Below are 15,435 nucleotides of genomic sequence, written 5' to 3' on the forward strand. Positions count from 1 at the left end.
TGTCAGCCGAACGTCGCCTTCTCCAGCCAGAGTTCGAGCAGCTTGCGGTCGCCGAGCACCTCGAGCCCCGGAGCGTCCAGCGGCAGCCGGCCGTAGAAGGCCAGCAGCACGTCCGTGAGCGGGCCGCGCAGCGCCACCGTCGCCTTCTCGTGCCCGCGGCGCCAGGCGATGCCGTCCTCGGGCAGCTCGACGAGCCACTCGGCGTTCAGCTCGGCCGGGGCGTCGGTCGCGTGCAGGTGGATGCTGCTGCCGGGGGCCCGCAGCTCGTTCGCCGCGGCGCCGGGCAGGGCCCGCTGCACGAACCGCACGATGTCCAGCCACTCGTCGATCGCGTCGGCCGCCACCTCGGGCGCGACCGCCCGGTGGGGCAGGCCCGCCGCGAGTGCCGCGTCGGCGCCGTGGACGACGAGTTCGTGGGTCATCCGCCGCGCCCAGAACCCCGTCGTGTCGACACCGGCCCACGACCACGCGCGCGCGTCCGGACCGGCCTCCCGCAGCGCGCCGACGACGACCTCGCCGGACTCCGCCAGCCACGCGTCCAGCGCCGCCGCGTCCCCGCTCGCCGCCGGCCCCTCGGCCCCGGGCGCCCGGTCCACCGGCACGTCCTGCTCGGCGCGGGTACCGACGATCAGCCCCGTCCAGCGCAGGGCCCGGCCCACGTGCCGCACCAGATCCTCCAGGGTCCAGTCCGGACAGGTCGGCACGGTGGCGGTCAGCTCCGCACCGGAGGTGACCACGGCCCGGAGCCTGCCCACCTGGTGAACGATTTCGTCGCAGTACCGGTCGTGTGCGAGGAGTGTCATGCCGTCACCCTACGAGCGCGGTGATCATCCGGGAACGCCCGATCGGCCGAGCACGACGACTTCCGCCACGTCGAAATCGACCCCCACCACGGCCCCGACCTCCGGCGCCGCCCGCAGCGCGCAGGCCGCCTCCAGACGGGGCGCGTCCTCGGGCTGGAGGTGCACGGCGACGTGCGTGCCGCGGAAGGTGCGGGCCGTGACCGTGCAGCGCAGGCCCTCGTCGGCGGGGACGACGCGGACGCCGGCCGGCCGCACGAGCACCGTACGGGTGCCCTGCGGGGCCTCCTCGGGGACCGGCACCTTGCCCCACGGGGTGTCCGCGGCCTGTCCGGCGACGGACGCCTCGGCCACGTTCTCGAAGCCGAGGAAGCGGGCCACGAACGCGTCCGCCGGCCGCTGCCACACCTCCAGGGGCGTTCCCGACTGGGCGATCCGCCCGTCCCGCATCACCACGACCCGGTCGGCGAGCGCGAACGCCTCGCCCTGGTCGTGCGTCACCGCGAGCACCGTGGTGCCCAGCCGCCCGAACAGCTCCCGCAGTTCGACCACGAGGCGCTCCCGCAGCGAACGGTCCAGCTGGCCGAGCGGCTCGTCCAGCATCAGCAGCCGCGGCCGGGGCGCGAGCGCGCGGGCCAGCGCCACCCGCTGCTGCTCCCCGCCGGAGAGCGCGGCGACGGACCGGCGGGCGGCGCCCGGCAGCCCGACCAGCTCCAGCAACTCCGCCACCCGGGCCTGCTGCTCGGCCCGGGACGCGCCGCGCATCCGCGGCCCGAAGGCGATGTTCCCGGCCACGTCCCGCTGCGGGAACAGCTGGTGGTCCTGGAACATCAGCCCGACCTCGCGCTTGTGCGCGGGCACCCCGGACTGGTCCCGGCCGTCCAGCGTCACCCGCCCGGCGTCCAGCGGCTGGAGCCCGGCGACCGCCCGCAGCAGCGTCGACTTGCCGCTGCCGCTGGGCCCGAGCACGCACACCACCTCGTGCTCGGCGACCCGCAGGCCGACGTCGTCGAGTACGGCCCGCCCGCCGAAGCGGACGGTCGCGCCTTCCAGGCTCAACAGGCTGGGCGGCATGTCTAGAACTCCCCGCTCCGGTCGGTCCGCAGCCGCTCCAGCACCACCAGGGCCACGGCGCACACCAGCATCAGAATCGTCGAAAGGGCCATCGCCTGGCCGTAGTTCATGTCCCCGGGCCGGCCCAGCAGGCGCGCCACGGCGACCGGCAGCGTCGGGTTGTCGGGCCGTGCGATGAAGACGGTCGCGCCGAACTCACCCAGCGACACCGCGAAGGCGAACCCGGCCGCCACCAGCAGCGCCCGCCGCACCATCGGCAGGTCCACCTCGCGCCAGACCCGCCACGGCGAGGCGCCCAGCACCGCGGCCGCCTCCCGCAGCCGTCCGTCCACCGCCCGCAGCACCGGCAGCATGGTCCGTACGACGAACGGGACGCCCACCAGCGCCTGGGCGAGCGGCACCAGGATCCAGGAGGACCTGAGGTCCAGCGGCGGTTCGTCCAGCGCGATCAGGAACCCGAACCCGACCGTCACGGCCGACACCCCGAGCGGCAGCATCAGCAGCGCGTCGAACCCGCGCACGAAACGGCCCGCGTCGCGCCGGGTGAGCGCGGTCGCGGCCAGCGCGCCGATCAGCACGGCGATGGCGGTGGCGGCGACGGCGTACTGGAGGGAGTTGCCGATCGCCTCGATCGGCGGGACGAGGAAGGCGCCGCCGTCCTCGCGGGTCAGCGCCCGGTAGTAGCCGAAGCCGGGCGCCCCCAGCGACCGCTGGACCAGTACCGCCAGCGGCAGCACCAGCAGGACGGCGATGACGCCCAGGACGCCGGCGAGCAGCGCCCACTGTCCGGCTCCGCGCGGCCGGCGCGCGGTCGTGGCCGCGTCCACGAGCCGCAGAGCCGTCTCCCGCCGCCGCACCGTCCAGGCGTGCACGGCGAGGACGGCGACGACCGCCGCGAACTGGACCAGCGTCAGGACGGCGGCCGTGGACAGGTCGAAGACCTGCGAGGTCTGCCGGTAGATCTCCACCTCCAGGGTGGAGAAGGTGGGCCCGCCGAGGATCTGGACGACGCCGAAGGAGGTGAAGGTGAACAGGAAGACCATCAGCGCGGCGGCGGCCACGGCGGGCGCCAGCGCGGGCAGTGTGACCTGCCGCCAGGCCCGTGTCCGTGAGGCGCCGAGCATCCGGGCGGCCTCCTCCTGCCGCGGGTCGAGCTGCGACCACAGCCCGCCGACGGTGCGGACGACGACGGCGTAGTTGAAGAAGACGTGCGCGAGCAGGATCGCCCACACCGTGGTGTCCAGGCGCAGACCCCACAGCTCGTCGAACAGCCCGCCGCGCCCCACCAGCGCCAGGAACGCCGTGCCGACGACGACCGTCGGCAGCACGAACGGCACGGTCACCACGGCCCGCAGGACCTGTTTGCCGGGGAAGTCGAAGCGGGCGAAGACGTACGCGCCGGGCAGCGCGACGAGCAGCGTGAGCCCGGTGGACGCCAGCGCCTGCCAGGTGGTGAACCACAGCACGTGCCGCACGTCCGACTGTGCGAGCACGTCCCCGATCCGCCCGAGCTGCCAGGCTCCGTCGATCTTCAGTCCGCGGGCGACGATGGCGGCGACGGGGTAGGCGAAGAACAGCGCGAAGAACGCGACGGGCACGGCCATGAGGCCGAGCCGAGCCGCGCTCCCGCGGGCGGTCCGGGCCGGCCGCACCGCCTGCTTCACCGGCTGTGTCCCTTCGTGGCTCACTTCAGTACGAGCGAGGTCCACGACTTGACCCACTGGTCGCGGTTGTCGGCGATCTTCGCCGGGTCGAGGGTCTGCGGGTCCTTCGCCTGCGGCCCGAACTTCGAGAACACCTCGGGGACCTGCGCGCCCTTCAGGACCGGGTAGACGAACATGTTCAGCGGCATGTCCTCCTGGAAGGACTTGCTCAGCATGAAGTCGAGGAGCGCCTTGCCGCCCTCGGGGTTCTTCGCGTTGCTGAGCAGACCCGCGTACTCGACCTGCCGGAAGCAGGTGCCGTCGGCGACGCCCGTGGGGGCGCTGTCCGGCTGCGGGTCGGCGTAGACGACCTCGACGGGCGGAGAGGAGGCGTAGGACACGACGAGCGGACGGTCGCCCTTGGCCTTCTTGCCGCCGGCCGAGCCGGAGAACTCCTCGTTGTACGCCTGCTCCCAGCTGTCGACGACCTTGACGCCGTTCGACTTGAGCTTCTTCCAGTAGCCCTCCCAGCCCCCGTCGCCGTACTTGGCGGCGGTGCCGAGCAGGAAGCCGAGGCCGGGCGAGGAACTGCCCGCGTTCTCGGTGACGAGCAGGTCCTTGTACTCGGGCTTGACCAGGTCGTCGAGGGTCTTGGGCGGGGTCAGCCCGTGCTCGCCGAAGTACGCCTTGTCGTAGTTGACGCAGATGTCGCCGGTGTCGACGGGCGTGACCCGGTGCTTGTCCCGGTCGGCCCGGTACTCGGGCAGGACGAGATCGGAGCCCTTGGCCTCGTACGGCTGGAACAGGCCGTTGTCGAGGGCGCGGGAGAGCAGGGTGTTGTCGACGCCGAAGAAGACGTCGCCCTGCGGGTTGTCCTTGGTGAGGATGGCCTTGTTGACGGCCTGTCCGGCGTCGCCGTCCTCCAGGACCTTGACCTTGTAGCCGGAGTTCTTCTCGAAGGCGGCGATCACGTCCTTCGACACGGCCCACGAGTCGTGGCTGACCAGCGTCACGGTCTTGGAGCCGCCGGAGCCGCTGCCGTCGCCGTCGTCGGACGAGGACCCGCAGGCGGCCAGCGTGCCGACCATGCCGAGCCCGACGGCCAGGACACTGACCTTCCTGGTGATGCCCTTCTTGGTGATGCTCACTGAATTCCTCCTGGGTGACCAGGAGAAGACGCGGCCCCGCCCGGAACCCCTGGCGAGGGTCCCGGGCAGGGCGCAACAGCTCGAGTGGTGACCGATCTCCCTACCCAGAATGACCTGGGCCAGGTTCGGAGGGTCTGCGGCCGGTGCCGCACTCTCAGCGCTGTGGCGCTCCCCTGTCGGAATATGAAGATGTGACGACTATGACGACGTACTGGACGTACTGGATGTACTACTGATGCTTCCGCCGGTCAGGTTACCGCTCGCTCGCGGCGAGCTGACCACACGCCCCGTCGATCTCCTGCCCCCGGGTGTCCCGGATCGTCACCGGCACACCGTGCGCCGCGATCGCCTCCACGAACGCCTTCTCGTCCTCGGGCCGGGACGCGGTCCACTTGGAGCCGGGCGTCGGGTTGAGCGGGATCAGGTTGACGTGCACGGGCCTGCCCTTGAGCAGCCGCCCGAGCCGGTCGCCGCGCCAGGCCTGGTCGTTGATGTCGCGGATCAGGGCGTACTCGATGGACAGCCGGCGCCCGGACTTGGCCGCGTACTCGAACCCGGCGTCCAGCACCTCGCGCACCTTCCACCGCGTGTTGACGGGGACGAGGGTGTCGCGCAGCTCGTCGTCGGGGGCGTGCAGCGAGATGGCGAGGCGGCACTTGAAGCCCTCGCCGGTGAAGCGGTGGATCGCGGGGACGAGACCGACCGTGGAGACGGTGATGCCGCGCTGGGAGAGCCCCAGCCCGTCGGGCTCGGGGTCGGTGAGCCGGCGGATGGCGCCCACGACCCGGTTGTAGTTGGCGAGGGGCTCGCCCATGCCCATGAACACGATGTTGCTGAGCCGCGCGGGGCCTCCCGGGACCTCGCCGTCCCTGAGCGCCCGCATGCCGTCCACGATCTGGTGCACGATCTCGGCGGTCGACAGGTTGCGGTCCAGGCCGGCCTGGCCGGTGGCGCAGAACGGGCAGTTCATCCCGCAGCCCGCCTGGGAGCTGATGCACATGGTCACCCGGTCCGGGTAGCGCATGAGCACCGACTCGACGAGCGTCCCGTCGAACAGCTTCCACAGCGTCTTGCGCGTGGTCCCCTGGTCGGTCGACAGGTGCCGCACGACCGTCATCAGCTCGGGCAGCAACGCTTCCCGCAGCCCCTCGCGCGAACCGGCGGGGATGTCGGTCCACTGCTCGGGGGCGTGCGCGTACCGCGCGAAGTAGTGCTGCGAGAGCTGCTTCGCACGGAACGGCTTCTCACCGATCGCGGCGACAGCCTCCTTGCGCTCGGCAGGCGTGAGGTCGGCAAGGTGCCGCGGCGGCTTCTTGACTCCGCGCGGCGCGACGAATGTGAGTTCTCCGGGCTTAGGCATGGCCTTCCCAGTGTCGCAGATCCACGGGGGTGCCCCTGCGGGGCGCCGGTTTCCGCTCCGGGCGGCGATTTCGCCCTTTCTCTACCCGCCCCAGGTCATACGCGGAATCATGGTCCCGCATGGCACCTAGGGGACGGGGGCAAGGGTGACCGATCACGCCCAGCAGTTCTTCATCAGCTACGCGGGCACCGACCGGGCCTGGGCCGAGTGGGTCGGCTGGCACCTGGAGCAGGCCGGCCACCGGGTCATCCTGGACGTCTGGGACTGGCGCACGGGGGACAACCTGGTCCAGCGCATGGACGAGGCGCTCGAAGGCGCCGACGCGGTGATCGCCCTGTTCTCCACGTCCTACTTCGAGGACGAACGCTGGACCACCGAGGAGTGGACCGCCGCCGTCGCCCACCGCGACCGCCTCATCCCCCTCGCTCTGGAACCCCTCACCACGAGTGACCTTCCCCGCGTTCTGGCCGCCAAGCTGCGCAAGAACCTGCACGGTCTGGAGGAAGCCGCGGCCCTGACCGCCCTGCGCGAGGCCGTCAACAGCGGCAGCCGTCCCTCCGCTCCCCCGCCCTTTCCCGGCAGCGTCCCGTCAGCGGGCGCCCTCCCGACGGCGGGCACCGTCCCGACAGCGGGCACCGTCCCGACAGCGGGCACCGTCCCGGCCGCGGCTCCCGTCCCCGCAGCGGGCCGGAGCAAGCCACGCCTGCCCGGGAGCGCCGAGGAGCCCCGGGTGTGGGGCGTGCGACGGCGCAACCCCGACTTCGCCGGCCGCGAGACGGAGATCGCCCGCCTGCGGGAAAGCCTGCTGAAGGAGAGCAAGGCCGTACCGCAAGCCCTGCACGGTATGGGTGGGGTCGGCAAGACCCAGCTCGCCCTGGAATACGCCCACCGCTTCGCCGACCAGTACGACGTGGTGTGGTGGATCGACGCCGAACAGCCCGACGAGATCCCCGTCCACTACACGGAACTCGCCAACCGCCTGGGGCTCGCCAAGCCCGACGCCGGCGCCGAGGCCAACGCCCGCGCCCTGCTCTCCCACCTCGGCACCCGCGAGCGCTGGCTGCTCATCCTGGACAACGCCGAGGATCCCGCCCAGGTCGAGCCCTGGCTTGCCCAAGGCCCCGGCCACACCCTGATCACCTCACGCAACCCGAACTGGGCCGGCACCGCCCGCGCCACACCCCTGAACGTCTTCACCCGCACCGACTCCCTCACTTACCTCCAGGGTCGGGCCGGCAGCATGGACGACGAGCAGGCCGACACCCTCGCCGCGGACCTCGGCGACCTCCCGCTCGCCCTCGCCCAGGCCGCCGGCGTCATCGCCAACGGCGGCGTGAGCCTGGACCTCTACCACCAGCTCCTCGTCACCAACACGACCCAGATCCTGGAGAAGGGCGACGCTCCCGGATACCCCGCACCGGTGGCGGCCACCGTCACCATCGCCGTCGACCGGCTCACCGACCGGCACCCCGACTCGGTCGCGCTGCTCCGCCTCGTTGCCCTCCTCGGCCCCGAGCCCATCCGGAACACCTGGCTGGAGAGCGTTCGCCCCCGGCTGACCACGATCCCGGGCGCCCCGGACGACCCGATGTGGCTCCACGAGGCGCTGAGCCCCCTCAGCCGTTACGGCCTCGCCCGCACCGAGCCCCAGAGCTTCCAGATCCACCGCCTCACCCAGGCCGTCCTGCGCGACCAGTTCCTCCCGGACCAATCCGCGGCCATGCGCAAGGACGCCACCGCCCTCCTGTCCGCCGCCAACCCCGGCGACCCGCAAAGCCCGGACAACTGGCCCGGCTGGGCGGCTCTCACTCCGCACCTCACGGCGCACCACCTCGCCCCCACCGAGCAACCCGAACTGCGGCCGACTCTCCTCGACGCCGCCCACTACCTGATCAGAAGCGGCCAGACGCGCACCGCCCGCGACCTCGCCGCCACGGCCCACACCGCGTGGGCCACCACCATGGGAGAGGACCACCCCGACACCCTCACCAGCGCCCAGTTCCTCGGCCACGCCACGGCCGACCTCGGCGAGCACGCGGAAGCCCGTCGCATCATCGAGGACACCCTCACCCGCCGACGCCGCACCCTCGGCGACGACCACCCGGACACCCTCCAGTCCGCCAACGACCTCGCCAGCGCCCTGCACAACCTGAGCGAGCACGCCGAATCTCGCCGCATGGACGAGGACACCCTCGCCCGCCGACGCCGCACCCTCGGCGACAACCACCCCAACACCCTCCAATCCGCCCACAACCTCGCCGCCACCCTGCAAAGCCTCGGCGAGCACACCGAAGCCCGCCGCATGGACGAGGACACCCTCGCCCGCCGACGCCGCACCCTCGGCGACAACCACCCCCACACCCTCGCCTCCGCCCACAACCTCGCCGCCGTCCTGCACACCCTCGGCGAGCACACCGAAGCCCGCCGCATCAAGGGGGATACTCTCGCCCGAATGCGTCGCACCCTTGGCGACGACCACCCCCATACCCTCCGATCCGCCCACAGCCTCGCCGTCACCCTGCACGACTTGGGCGAGCACGCGGAATCCCGCCGCATCATCGAAGAGACCCTCATCCGTCGCCGCCGCACCCTCGGCCACGACCACCCCGACACCCTTCAATCCGCCAACGACCTCGGCAGCGCCCTGCACGACTTGGGCGAGCACGCGGAATCCCGCCGCATCATCGAAGAGACCCTCATCCGTCGCCGCCGCACCCTCGGCCACGACCACCCCGACACCCTCCGATCCGCCCACAACTACGCCATCACTCTGTGCAACCTGCGCCAGTACAGAGCAGCAGCAGAACTTCTCGAAGACGTGCGCAACCGCCAGCGCCGCACCCTCGGCGACAATCACCCCGACACGGCCAACGCCACCCAAAGCCTCGCCAACGCACTGACCGCACTGGGAAGGCCGTTCGAAGCCCAGCGATTGCTGGGCTCCCAGAAACACCAGAAGAAGTCGCGCTTCCGACGCAAGCGCAGGTGACCCGTTGCGGGAGCGTCGCGCAGACCTCGGAGCACATGCGAAGAGGGACCCGCCGCCCGGTGGGCAACGGGTCCCTCTTCGAAGAACGAGCAGGTCAGACCGACCCCGCGAGGATCGCCGACCGGATCACCCCGACCCCACGAAGATCACCAGCAGCAGCCACACCACCGGTGCCGTCGGGAGGAGGGAGTCGAGGCGGTCCATGATGCCGCCGTGGCCCGGCAGGAGGGTGCCCATGTCCTTGATGCCGAGGTCTCGCTTGATCATGGACTCGCCGAGGTCGCCCAGGGTGGCGCTGACGGCGACCACGAGGCCGAGCAGCAGGCCCTGCCACCAGGTGCCGTCGTCGATCAGGAACTGCATGCACAGTGCACCCGCCACCATCGCGAACGCGATCGCTCCCAGCAGGCCCTCGCGGGTCTTGCCGGGGCTGATGCGGGGGGCGAGCTTCTTCCTGCCGAAGCGCCAGCCGACGGCGTAGGCCCCGGTGTCGCTGACGACCGTCAGTATCAGGAAGACCAGGACGCGCCAGGCACCGTCGTCCGCCGCCAGCATCATGGCGACGAAGGTGGCCAGGAACGGCACGTAGAACGCGGCGAAGAGGCCTGCCGTGACGTCCTTGAGGTAACCCTCCGGCGGCTCCGTCATCCGCCAGACCAGGACCGCGAGCGCGGTGAGGGCCATGGCGACCCACGCACCCTCGGCGCCGCGCGCGTATCCGGCGACCACCATCGCGCCGCCGCCGATCGCGAGCGGTACGAGGGGCGCCTTGATGCCCTTGCGCTCCTGAAGCCGCGAGGTCAGCTCCCACAGGCCCACCACGACGGCGACCGCGATCACACCGACGAAGACGGCCTTGACGACGAACAACGACGCGATGATCACCACGCCGAGTCCGACGCCGACCCCTATCGCCGCACCCAGGTCACGCCCCGCGCTCTTCTTCTGCGGCGGCGGCTGGGACTGCGCCGGCTGCGGGGCGTCGGGCATGGGCTCCGGATTCTGCGGCACCGCCGCATACGGCTGCGCCGACGGGTTCTGATCGCGGTACGGCTCGTCGCGAAGGGGCTGGTCGTGGAACGGCTCGTCCCGGAACAAGGGACCGCTCAGCCGAGCGGTCCCCTGGTCGTCGTCCTGGTCTCCGCCGTGTTCGGGTACGTCGGGCACGATGGGCATGGGGCGAGTCTGCTGCGCGTAGTGCGCATCGTACGCGGGACCCGCCGGGCCGGCGCCCTGGACGGGTCCCTGGTCGGACGGCCCCCAGTACCCGGCTTGTGGCGGCGCTCCCCAGGAAGAGTCGTTCATCAGACCTCGAGCAGCTCCGCTTCCTTGTGCTTCAGGAGCTCGTCCACCTGTGCGACGTACTTGGCGGTGGTGTCGTCGAGCTCCTTCTCCGCACGGCGGCCCTCGTCCTCGCCGACCTCGCCGTCCTTGACCATCTTGTCGATGGCGTCCTTGGCCTTGCGGCGCACGGAGCGGATCGAGACCTTGGCGTCCTCGCCCTTGCTCTTGGCGACCTTGATGTACTCGCGGCGGCGCTCCTCGGTCAGCTCGGGGAACACCACCCGGATGATGTTGCCGTCGTTGCTCGGGTTGACGCCCAGGTCGGAGTCGCGGATCGCCTGCTCGATGTTGCGCAGGGCCGTCTTGTCGAAGGGGGTCACCACGGCCATGCGCGGCTCGGGCACGGAGAACGAGGCCAGCTGGTTGATCGGCGTCGGCGCGCCGTAGTAGTCGGCCACGATCTTGTTGAACATCGCCGGGTGCGCACGGCCGGTGCGGATCGCGGCGAAGTCCTCCTTGGCGACCACGACGGCCTTCTCCATCTTCTCCTCGGCCTCGAGGAGGGTCTCTTCGATCACCACTTGCTCCTGCGTGTCTTGAGTAGGCCCGGCTGCGGTTCCCTGCGGGCGGCGGCCGGCTGCGTCGCGTTCTTCCTGCACGGTTCCCGACCGGCGGAACATTGTCCATCCCCCGGTCCGGCCCCGTCCCGTCCGTCCCCCGGACAGGTGGCGTCCGCGGACGGGGGGTGTTCTCCGGTCAGTCCCGGCTGCCCTGGTCACCCACAAGCGTGCCGATCTTCTCACCCTTGACGGCGCGGGCGATATTGCCCTCCTTCAACAGCTCGAAGACCACGATCGGGAGGCTGTTGTCGCGGCAGAGCGTGACGGCCGTGGCATCGGCGACCTTCAGGTCGCGGGTGATGACATCGCCGTAGCCGAGCGCGTCGAACTTCACGGCGTCCGGGTTGGTCTTGGGGTCGGAGTCGTAGACCCCGTCCACGCCGTTCTTGCCCATGAGCAGCGCCTCGGCGTCGATCTCGAGGGCGCGCTGGGCGGCGGTGGTGTCGGTGGAGAAGTAGGGCATGCCCATACCGGCGCCGAAGATGACCACACGGCCCTTCTCCAGGTGGCGCACGGCGCGCAGCGGGATGTAGGGCTCGGCGACCTGGCCCATGGTGATGGCGGTCTGCACGCGGCAGTCGACGCCCTCCTTCTCCAGGAAGTCCTGGAGGGCCAGGCAGTTCATCACGGTGCCGAGCATGCCCATGTAGTCGGAGCGGGCCCGGTCCATGCCGCGCACCTGCAGCTCGGCGCCGCGGAAGAAGTTGCCGCCGCCGATGACGATCGCGATCTGCGCGCCGTCCCGGACGACGGCCGCGATCTCGCGGGCGATGGCGTGCACCACGTCGGGGTCGACGCCCAGGCCCCCACCGCCGGAGAACGCCTCTCCGGACAGCTTCAGCATGAAGCGGCCGCTTACTTTGCCGTCGTCACTCTTCTCGGCCTTGGTGCTGCTCATGGAGTCTCGCCTCTTCTACGTGGGTCACACACACGAAGAAGGCCACTGCCGGTGGGGGCGTGTTTCGCATCCCGTACGCGGCAATGGCCTCCTCGTCAGATCTGCTGTCGTCCGCCGCCGCGCGCGCGTGCGCCACGGCATGCGCGTACGGCGCCGACGACTTGCGTCGACCCTACCGGGGTCGCGCGTCCGTCGCGGTACGGACTCAGATGCCGACCTTGATGCGCGAGAAGCGCTTCAGGCTGACACCGGCCTCTTCCAGCACCTTCTGGACGGACTTCTTGTTGTCCAGGGCGTAGGGCTGGCCGAGCAGGGTGGCGTCCTTGAAGAAGCCGTTGAGGCGACCCTCGACGATCTTCGGCAGGGCGGCCTCGGGCTTGCCCTCGGCGCGGGTGGTCTCCTCGGCGACGCGGCGCTCGGACTCGACGACCTCGGCCGGGACGTCCTCCTTGGAGAGGTACTTCGGCGCGAAGGCGGCGATGTGCTGGGCGACGCCCTTGGCGATCTCGGCGTTGGGCTTGTCCAGCTCGACGAGGACACCGATCTGCGGGGGCAGGTCGGGCATCGTGCGGTGCATGTACGCGGTCACGAAGCCGCCGGAGAACTGCGCGAAGCGGTCCAGGACGATCTTCTCGCCGAGGTTGGCGTTGGCCTCGTCCACGTACGCCTGGACGGTCTTGCCGGGCTCGATCTCGGAGGCCAGCAGGGCCTCGAGGTCGGCCGGGGCGGCCTTGGCGACGTGCTCGGCGATGGCCGTGGCGACGTTCTGGAACTTCTCGCCCTTGGCGACGAAGTCCGTCTCGCACTTCAGCTCGACGAGGACACCCGAGGTGTTGTCGTCGGCGATGATCGAGACGACGGCGCCGTTCTCGGCAGAGCGGCCCTCGCGCTTGGCGACGCCCTTCTGACCCTTGATGCGGAGCGCCTCGACGGCCTTCTCGACGTTGCCCTCGGCCTCGTCCAGCGCCTTCTTGCAGTCCATCATGCCGGCGCCGGTGAGCTCGCGGAGCTTCTTGACGTCGGCGGCGGTGTAGTTCGCCATGATTCCGGAATCTCTCTCGAAGTCTGAAGATCTACGGGCCGGACGGCGGGGGCTGTGCGGCCCCCGCCGTCCGGCACCCGAAGGTGGTGAGGGGTCAGGCCTGCTCGGCGTCCGCGGCCGGGGCGTCGGCTGCCGGAGCCTCGGCGGCGGGGGCCTCGGCAGCGGGGGCCTCGTCGGCGGGGGCGGCCTCGGCAGCCGGAGCCTCGGCGGGCTTCTCGGCCTCGGCGTCGTCCGCCTTCTCGGCCTTCTCGCCCTCGAGCAGGTCGCGCTCCCACTCGGCGAGCGGCTCGCCTGCGGCCTTCTCGCCCTTGGCGCCACCGGCGGCACCGGAGCGGGCGATGAGGCCCTCGGCGACGGCGTCGGCGATCACGCGGGTGAGCAGGGTGACGGAGCGGATCGCGTCGTCGTTGCCCGGGATCTTGTAGTCGACCTCGTCGGGGTCGCAGTTGGTGTCGAGGATGGCGACGACCGGGATGTTGAGCTTCCGGGCCTCGCCGACCGCGATGTGCTCCTTCTTGGTGTCCACGATCCAGACGGCGCTGGGCACCTTGGACATCTCGCGGATACCGCCGAGGGTCTTCTCCAGCTTGGCCTTCTCGCGGGAGAGGACCAGCAGCTCCTTCTTGGTGAGGCCGGAGGCGGCCACGTCCTCGAAGTCGATCTGCTCGAGCTCCTTCAGGCGCTGCAGGCGCTTGTAGACGGTCGAGAAGTTGGTGAGCATGCCGCCCAGCCAGCGCTGGTTGACGTAGGGCATGCCGACGCGGGTGGCCTGCTCGGCGATGGCCTCCTGCGCCTGCTTCTTCGTGCCGACGAACATGACCGTGCCGCCGTGGGCGACGGTCTCCTTGACGAACTCGTAGGCGCGGTCGATGTACGACAGCGACTGGAGCAGGTCGATGATGTAGATGCCGTTGCGCTCGGTGAAGATGAAGCGCTTCATCTTCGGGTTCCAACGGCGGGTCTGGTGACCGAAGTGGACGCCGCTTTCCAGCAGCTCCCGCATCGTGACGACGGCCATGGCCGTATCTCCTTGGTTTTCTCGGTTGTGCCGCGCGAGCCGGACGGCTCCCGCGCCTGACGCCCGGATGCGCCTGCCCACTAGGGACCGAGGGGCGCTGACACGAACCTGGTGGAGCCTCGTGTCGGGGCGTGCGAAGTCGACCCGGTGACCCGGATCGCCACCAGAAGTGTACGGGACCCGCGGGGTACCGGGTGACGCGGCTGTCCACAACCGGGGCACGGTCCACAGGGCCGGGCGGCGGCCGCCCCTGGTGCGGGACGGTGCCCGTATGCGAACGAGGCGATGGGTGAGGGCGCGTGCCCGAGTGGTGGTGCTGCCGGCCGTCCTGGCCGTCCTGGCGGTTCTGGCTGTCCTGGCGGTTCTGGCTGTCCCGACCGCGCAGGCCGGCCAGGCCGCGGGGCCGCCGCGCCCGGCGGCGGTGAGGTGGGCCCTGCCGGACGCGGTGGACCCGGCGGTGCCGCCCGTGGCGCGGTACTGGCCGGTCGGCACACGGCCGGCGGTCCTGCGGGGCTGGGACCCCCCGGTGAACCCGTACGGACCGGGGCACCGGGGCGTGGACCTCGCCGCGGGCAGCGGGGCGCCGGTACGCGCGGTGGCCGCGGGGCGGGTGTCCTTCGCGGGGCCGGTCGGGGGCCGGGGCGTGGTCTCGGTGGAACTGACGGGAACGGGCGAACCACCCTTGCGGACGACGTTCGCCCCCGTAGAGGCGGCCGTGCGCAAGGGGGACGAGGTCGCGGCCGGGGAGCCGCTCGGCACGGTGCGGCCGGCCGGCTCGCACTGCACGGCCTGTCTGCACTGGGGCCTGCTGCGGGGCGAGGTCTATCTGAACCCGCTGTCCCTGCTGCCGCCGTGGCTGCTGGACGCGGGTCCGTCGCGGCTGCTGCCGGTGGCGGGGGTGCCGGTGCCCGGCCGCGGGGAGATCAGCCCCGAACGCCGCGCAACGCCATGGAGACCGCCGCCTCCGTGATCGCCCCGGGCTCCTCCGCCGCGCCCAGTTCGATCCGCCGTACGGCCGCGTCCACGACGCCCTGGAGGAGCATCGCCGCCAGCCGCGGCTGATCGTGCCCCATCTCGCCCAGTGCCTCGACGATCATCGCGACCAGCCCGCCGTGCGCCGCCCTGATCTTCTCGCGCGCACCGGCGTCCAGTTCGCTCGCGGAGATGGCCACGACGGCCCGGTGCCGCCGGTCCCCGACCAGGTCGAGCTGGGTGCGCACATACGCCTCGACCTTGGCGTCGGGGGCCGTCTCGCGCTCCATCGCGGCCTCGACCTCGGCGGCCCAGACGGGGAAGTCGACGGCGCACAGCTCCTCGACCACCGCCGCGCGCGACCGGAAGTACTCGTAGACGGACGAGCGGGCGAGACCCGTCCGTTCGGCGAGGGCGGGGAAGGTCAGCGCCTCCGTTCCGCCGTCGGACAGCAGGGCGCGTGCCGCGTCCAGCAGGGCGGCACGCTGCATCGACCGGTGCTCGGCCACAGAGGCCGCTCGAATCCTTGGCACGTCACCACTTTACGGACGCGGCACCCCGGACGGGAGTCACTCGGTCGGCCACCC

Annotated in this window: 13 protein-coding genes and 1 riboswitch; of the genes, 2 read left to right on the forward strand and 11 right to left on the reverse strand. The window is 71.4% G+C overall.

The window, feature by feature from the left end; translation table 11 throughout:
- Positions 1-2: 2 nt before the first annotated feature.
- From Sru02f_RS29810 to rlmN, 5 genes are all read right to left on the reverse strand, one after another.
- Entirely contained in the window at positions 3-803 is an 801-nt protein-coding gene (locus Sru02f_RS29810) for a maleylpyruvate isomerase N-terminal domain-containing protein (protein WP_109036030.1), read from the reverse strand.
- Between the two features lie 24 nt (positions 804-827).
- Positions 828-1,874, reverse strand: coding sequence for an ABC transporter ATP-binding protein (locus Sru02f_RS29815; RefSeq protein WP_109036032.1), 1,047 nt, complete (start codon positions 1,872-1,874; stop codon positions 828-830).
- A gap of 2 nt (positions 1,875-1,876) precedes the next feature.
- Positions 1,877-3,583: an ABC transporter permease gene (locus Sru02f_RS29820; RefSeq protein WP_373103610.1), complete on the reverse strand. Its 1,707-nt coding sequence runs from the start codon at positions 3,581-3,583 to the stop codon at positions 1,877-1,879.
- Positions 3,559-4,605, reverse strand: a complete 1,047-nt coding sequence (locus Sru02f_RS29825; protein ID WP_167469832.1) for a thiamine ABC transporter substrate-binding protein — start codon at positions 4,603-4,605, stop codon at positions 3,559-3,561. The genes Sru02f_RS29820 and Sru02f_RS29825 overlap by 25 nt, the downstream gene beginning before the upstream one ends.
- Positions 4,606-4,744: 139 nt before the next feature.
- Positions 4,745-4,850, reverse strand: a riboswitch (TPP riboswitch).
- Between the two features lie 68 nt (positions 4,851-4,918).
- Positions 4,919-6,025, reverse strand: a complete 1,107-nt coding sequence (gene rlmN, locus Sru02f_RS29830; RefSeq protein ID WP_104632532.1) for a 23S rRNA (adenine(2503)-C(2))-methyltransferase RlmN — start codon at positions 6,023-6,025, stop codon at positions 4,919-4,921.
- Positions 6,026-6,170: 145 nt separating this feature from the next.
- On the opposite strand from rlmN, the gene fxsT reads away from it, so the two are divergent.
- Positions 6,171-9,014 carry an FxSxx-COOH system tetratricopeptide repeat protein gene (gene fxsT / locus Sru02f_RS29835; RefSeq protein ID WP_109036038.1) on the forward strand — a complete coding sequence of 948 codons (2,844 nt, stop codon included), beginning with the start codon at positions 6,171-6,173 and terminating at the stop codon, positions 9,012-9,014.
- Between the two features lie 126 nt (positions 9,015-9,140).
- On the opposite strand, the gene Sru02f_RS29840 is transcribed toward fxsT, so the two are convergent.
- The 5 genes from Sru02f_RS29840 to rpsB form a co-directional block, all read right to left on the reverse strand.
- Complete coding sequence (locus Sru02f_RS29840; protein ID WP_373103613.1) at positions 9,141-10,319, reverse strand: phosphatidate cytidylyltransferase; 1,179 nt, start codon at positions 10,317-10,319, stop codon at positions 9,141-9,143.
- Positions 10,319-10,876 carry a ribosome recycling factor gene (gene frr / locus Sru02f_RS29845; protein WP_059300879.1) on the reverse strand — a complete coding sequence of 186 codons (558 nt, stop codon included), beginning with the start codon at positions 10,874-10,876 and terminating at the stop codon, positions 10,319-10,321. Before frr ends, Sru02f_RS29840 begins: the two co-directional genes overlap by 1 nt.
- 178 nt (positions 10,877-11,054) lie before the next feature.
- Entirely contained in the window at positions 11,055-11,816 is a 762-nt protein-coding gene (gene pyrH, locus Sru02f_RS29850) for a UMP kinase (RefSeq protein ID WP_109036042.1), read from the reverse strand.
- 205 nt (positions 11,817-12,021) lie between these two features.
- Positions 12,022-12,858, reverse strand: coding sequence for a translation elongation factor Ts (gene tsf / locus Sru02f_RS29855; RefSeq protein WP_003973385.1), 837 nt, complete (start codon positions 12,856-12,858; stop codon positions 12,022-12,024).
- A gap of 94 nt (positions 12,859-12,952) precedes the next feature.
- Positions 12,953-13,876 carry a 30S ribosomal protein S2 gene (gene rpsB, locus Sru02f_RS29860; RefSeq protein WP_109036044.1) on the reverse strand — a complete coding sequence of 308 codons (924 nt, stop codon included), beginning with the start codon at positions 13,874-13,876 and terminating at the stop codon, positions 12,953-12,955.
- 271 nt (positions 13,877-14,147) lie between these two features.
- On the opposite strand from rpsB, the gene Sru02f_RS29865 reads away from it, so the two are divergent.
- Positions 14,148-14,846: a murein hydrolase activator EnvC family protein gene (locus tag Sru02f_RS29865; protein WP_244941946.1), complete on the forward strand. Its 699-nt coding sequence runs from the start codon at positions 14,148-14,150 to the stop codon at positions 14,844-14,846.
- On the opposite strand, the gene Sru02f_RS29870 is transcribed toward Sru02f_RS29865, so the two are convergent.
- Positions 14,800-15,357 carry a TetR/AcrR family transcriptional regulator gene (locus Sru02f_RS29870; RefSeq protein WP_109036048.1) on the reverse strand — a complete coding sequence of 186 codons (558 nt, stop codon included), beginning with the start codon at positions 15,355-15,357 and terminating at the stop codon, positions 14,800-14,802. The two genes, Sru02f_RS29865 and Sru02f_RS29870, sit on opposite strands and share 47 nt — an antisense overlap.
- Positions 15,358-15,435 lie beyond the last annotated feature (78 nt).

This window comes from Streptomyces rubrogriseus (genome assembly GCF_027947575.1).
GTDB classification, from domain to species: Bacteria; Actinomycetota; Actinomycetes; order Streptomycetales; family Streptomycetaceae; genus Streptomyces; species Streptomyces rubrogriseus.

What these genes read in the sequence shown, in the direction of transcription:
- Sru02f_RS29840 (WP_373103613.1), bottom strand. Translation starts at nt 10,319, where the DNA reads ATGAACGACTCTTCCTGGGGAGCGCCGCCACAAGCCGGGTACTGGGGG.
- rpsB (WP_109036044.1), bottom strand. Translation starts at nt 13,876, where the DNA reads ATGGCCGTCGTCACGATGCGGGAGCTGCTGGAAAGCGGCGTCCACTTC.
- Sru02f_RS29865 (WP_244941946.1), top strand. Translation starts at nt 14,148, where the DNA reads ATGCGAACGAGGCGATGGGTGAGGGCGCGTGCCCGAGTGGTGGTGCTG.
- Sru02f_RS29810 (WP_109036030.1), bottom strand. Translation starts at nt 803, where the DNA reads ATGACACTCCTCGCACACGACCGGTACTGCGACGAAATCGTTCACCAG.
- tsf (WP_003973385.1), bottom strand. Translation starts at nt 12,858, where the DNA reads ATGGCGAACTACACCGCCGCCGACGTCAAGAAGCTCCGCGAGCTCACC.
- rlmN (WP_104632532.1), bottom strand. Translation starts at nt 6,025, where the DNA reads ATGCCTAAGCCCGGAGAACTCACATTCGTCGCGCCGCGCGGAGTCAAG.
- Sru02f_RS29825 (WP_167469832.1), bottom strand. Translation starts at nt 4,605, where the DNA reads ATGGTCGGCACGCTGGCCGCCTGCGGGTCCTCGTCCGACGACGGCGAC.
- Sru02f_RS29815 (WP_109036032.1), bottom strand. Translation starts at nt 1,874, where the DNA reads ATGCCGCCCAGCCTGTTGAGCCTGGAAGGCGCGACCGTCCGCTTCGGC.
- pyrH (WP_109036042.1), bottom strand. Translation starts at nt 11,816, where the DNA reads ATGAGCAGCACCAAGGCCGAGAAGAGTGACGACGGCAAAGTAAGCGGC.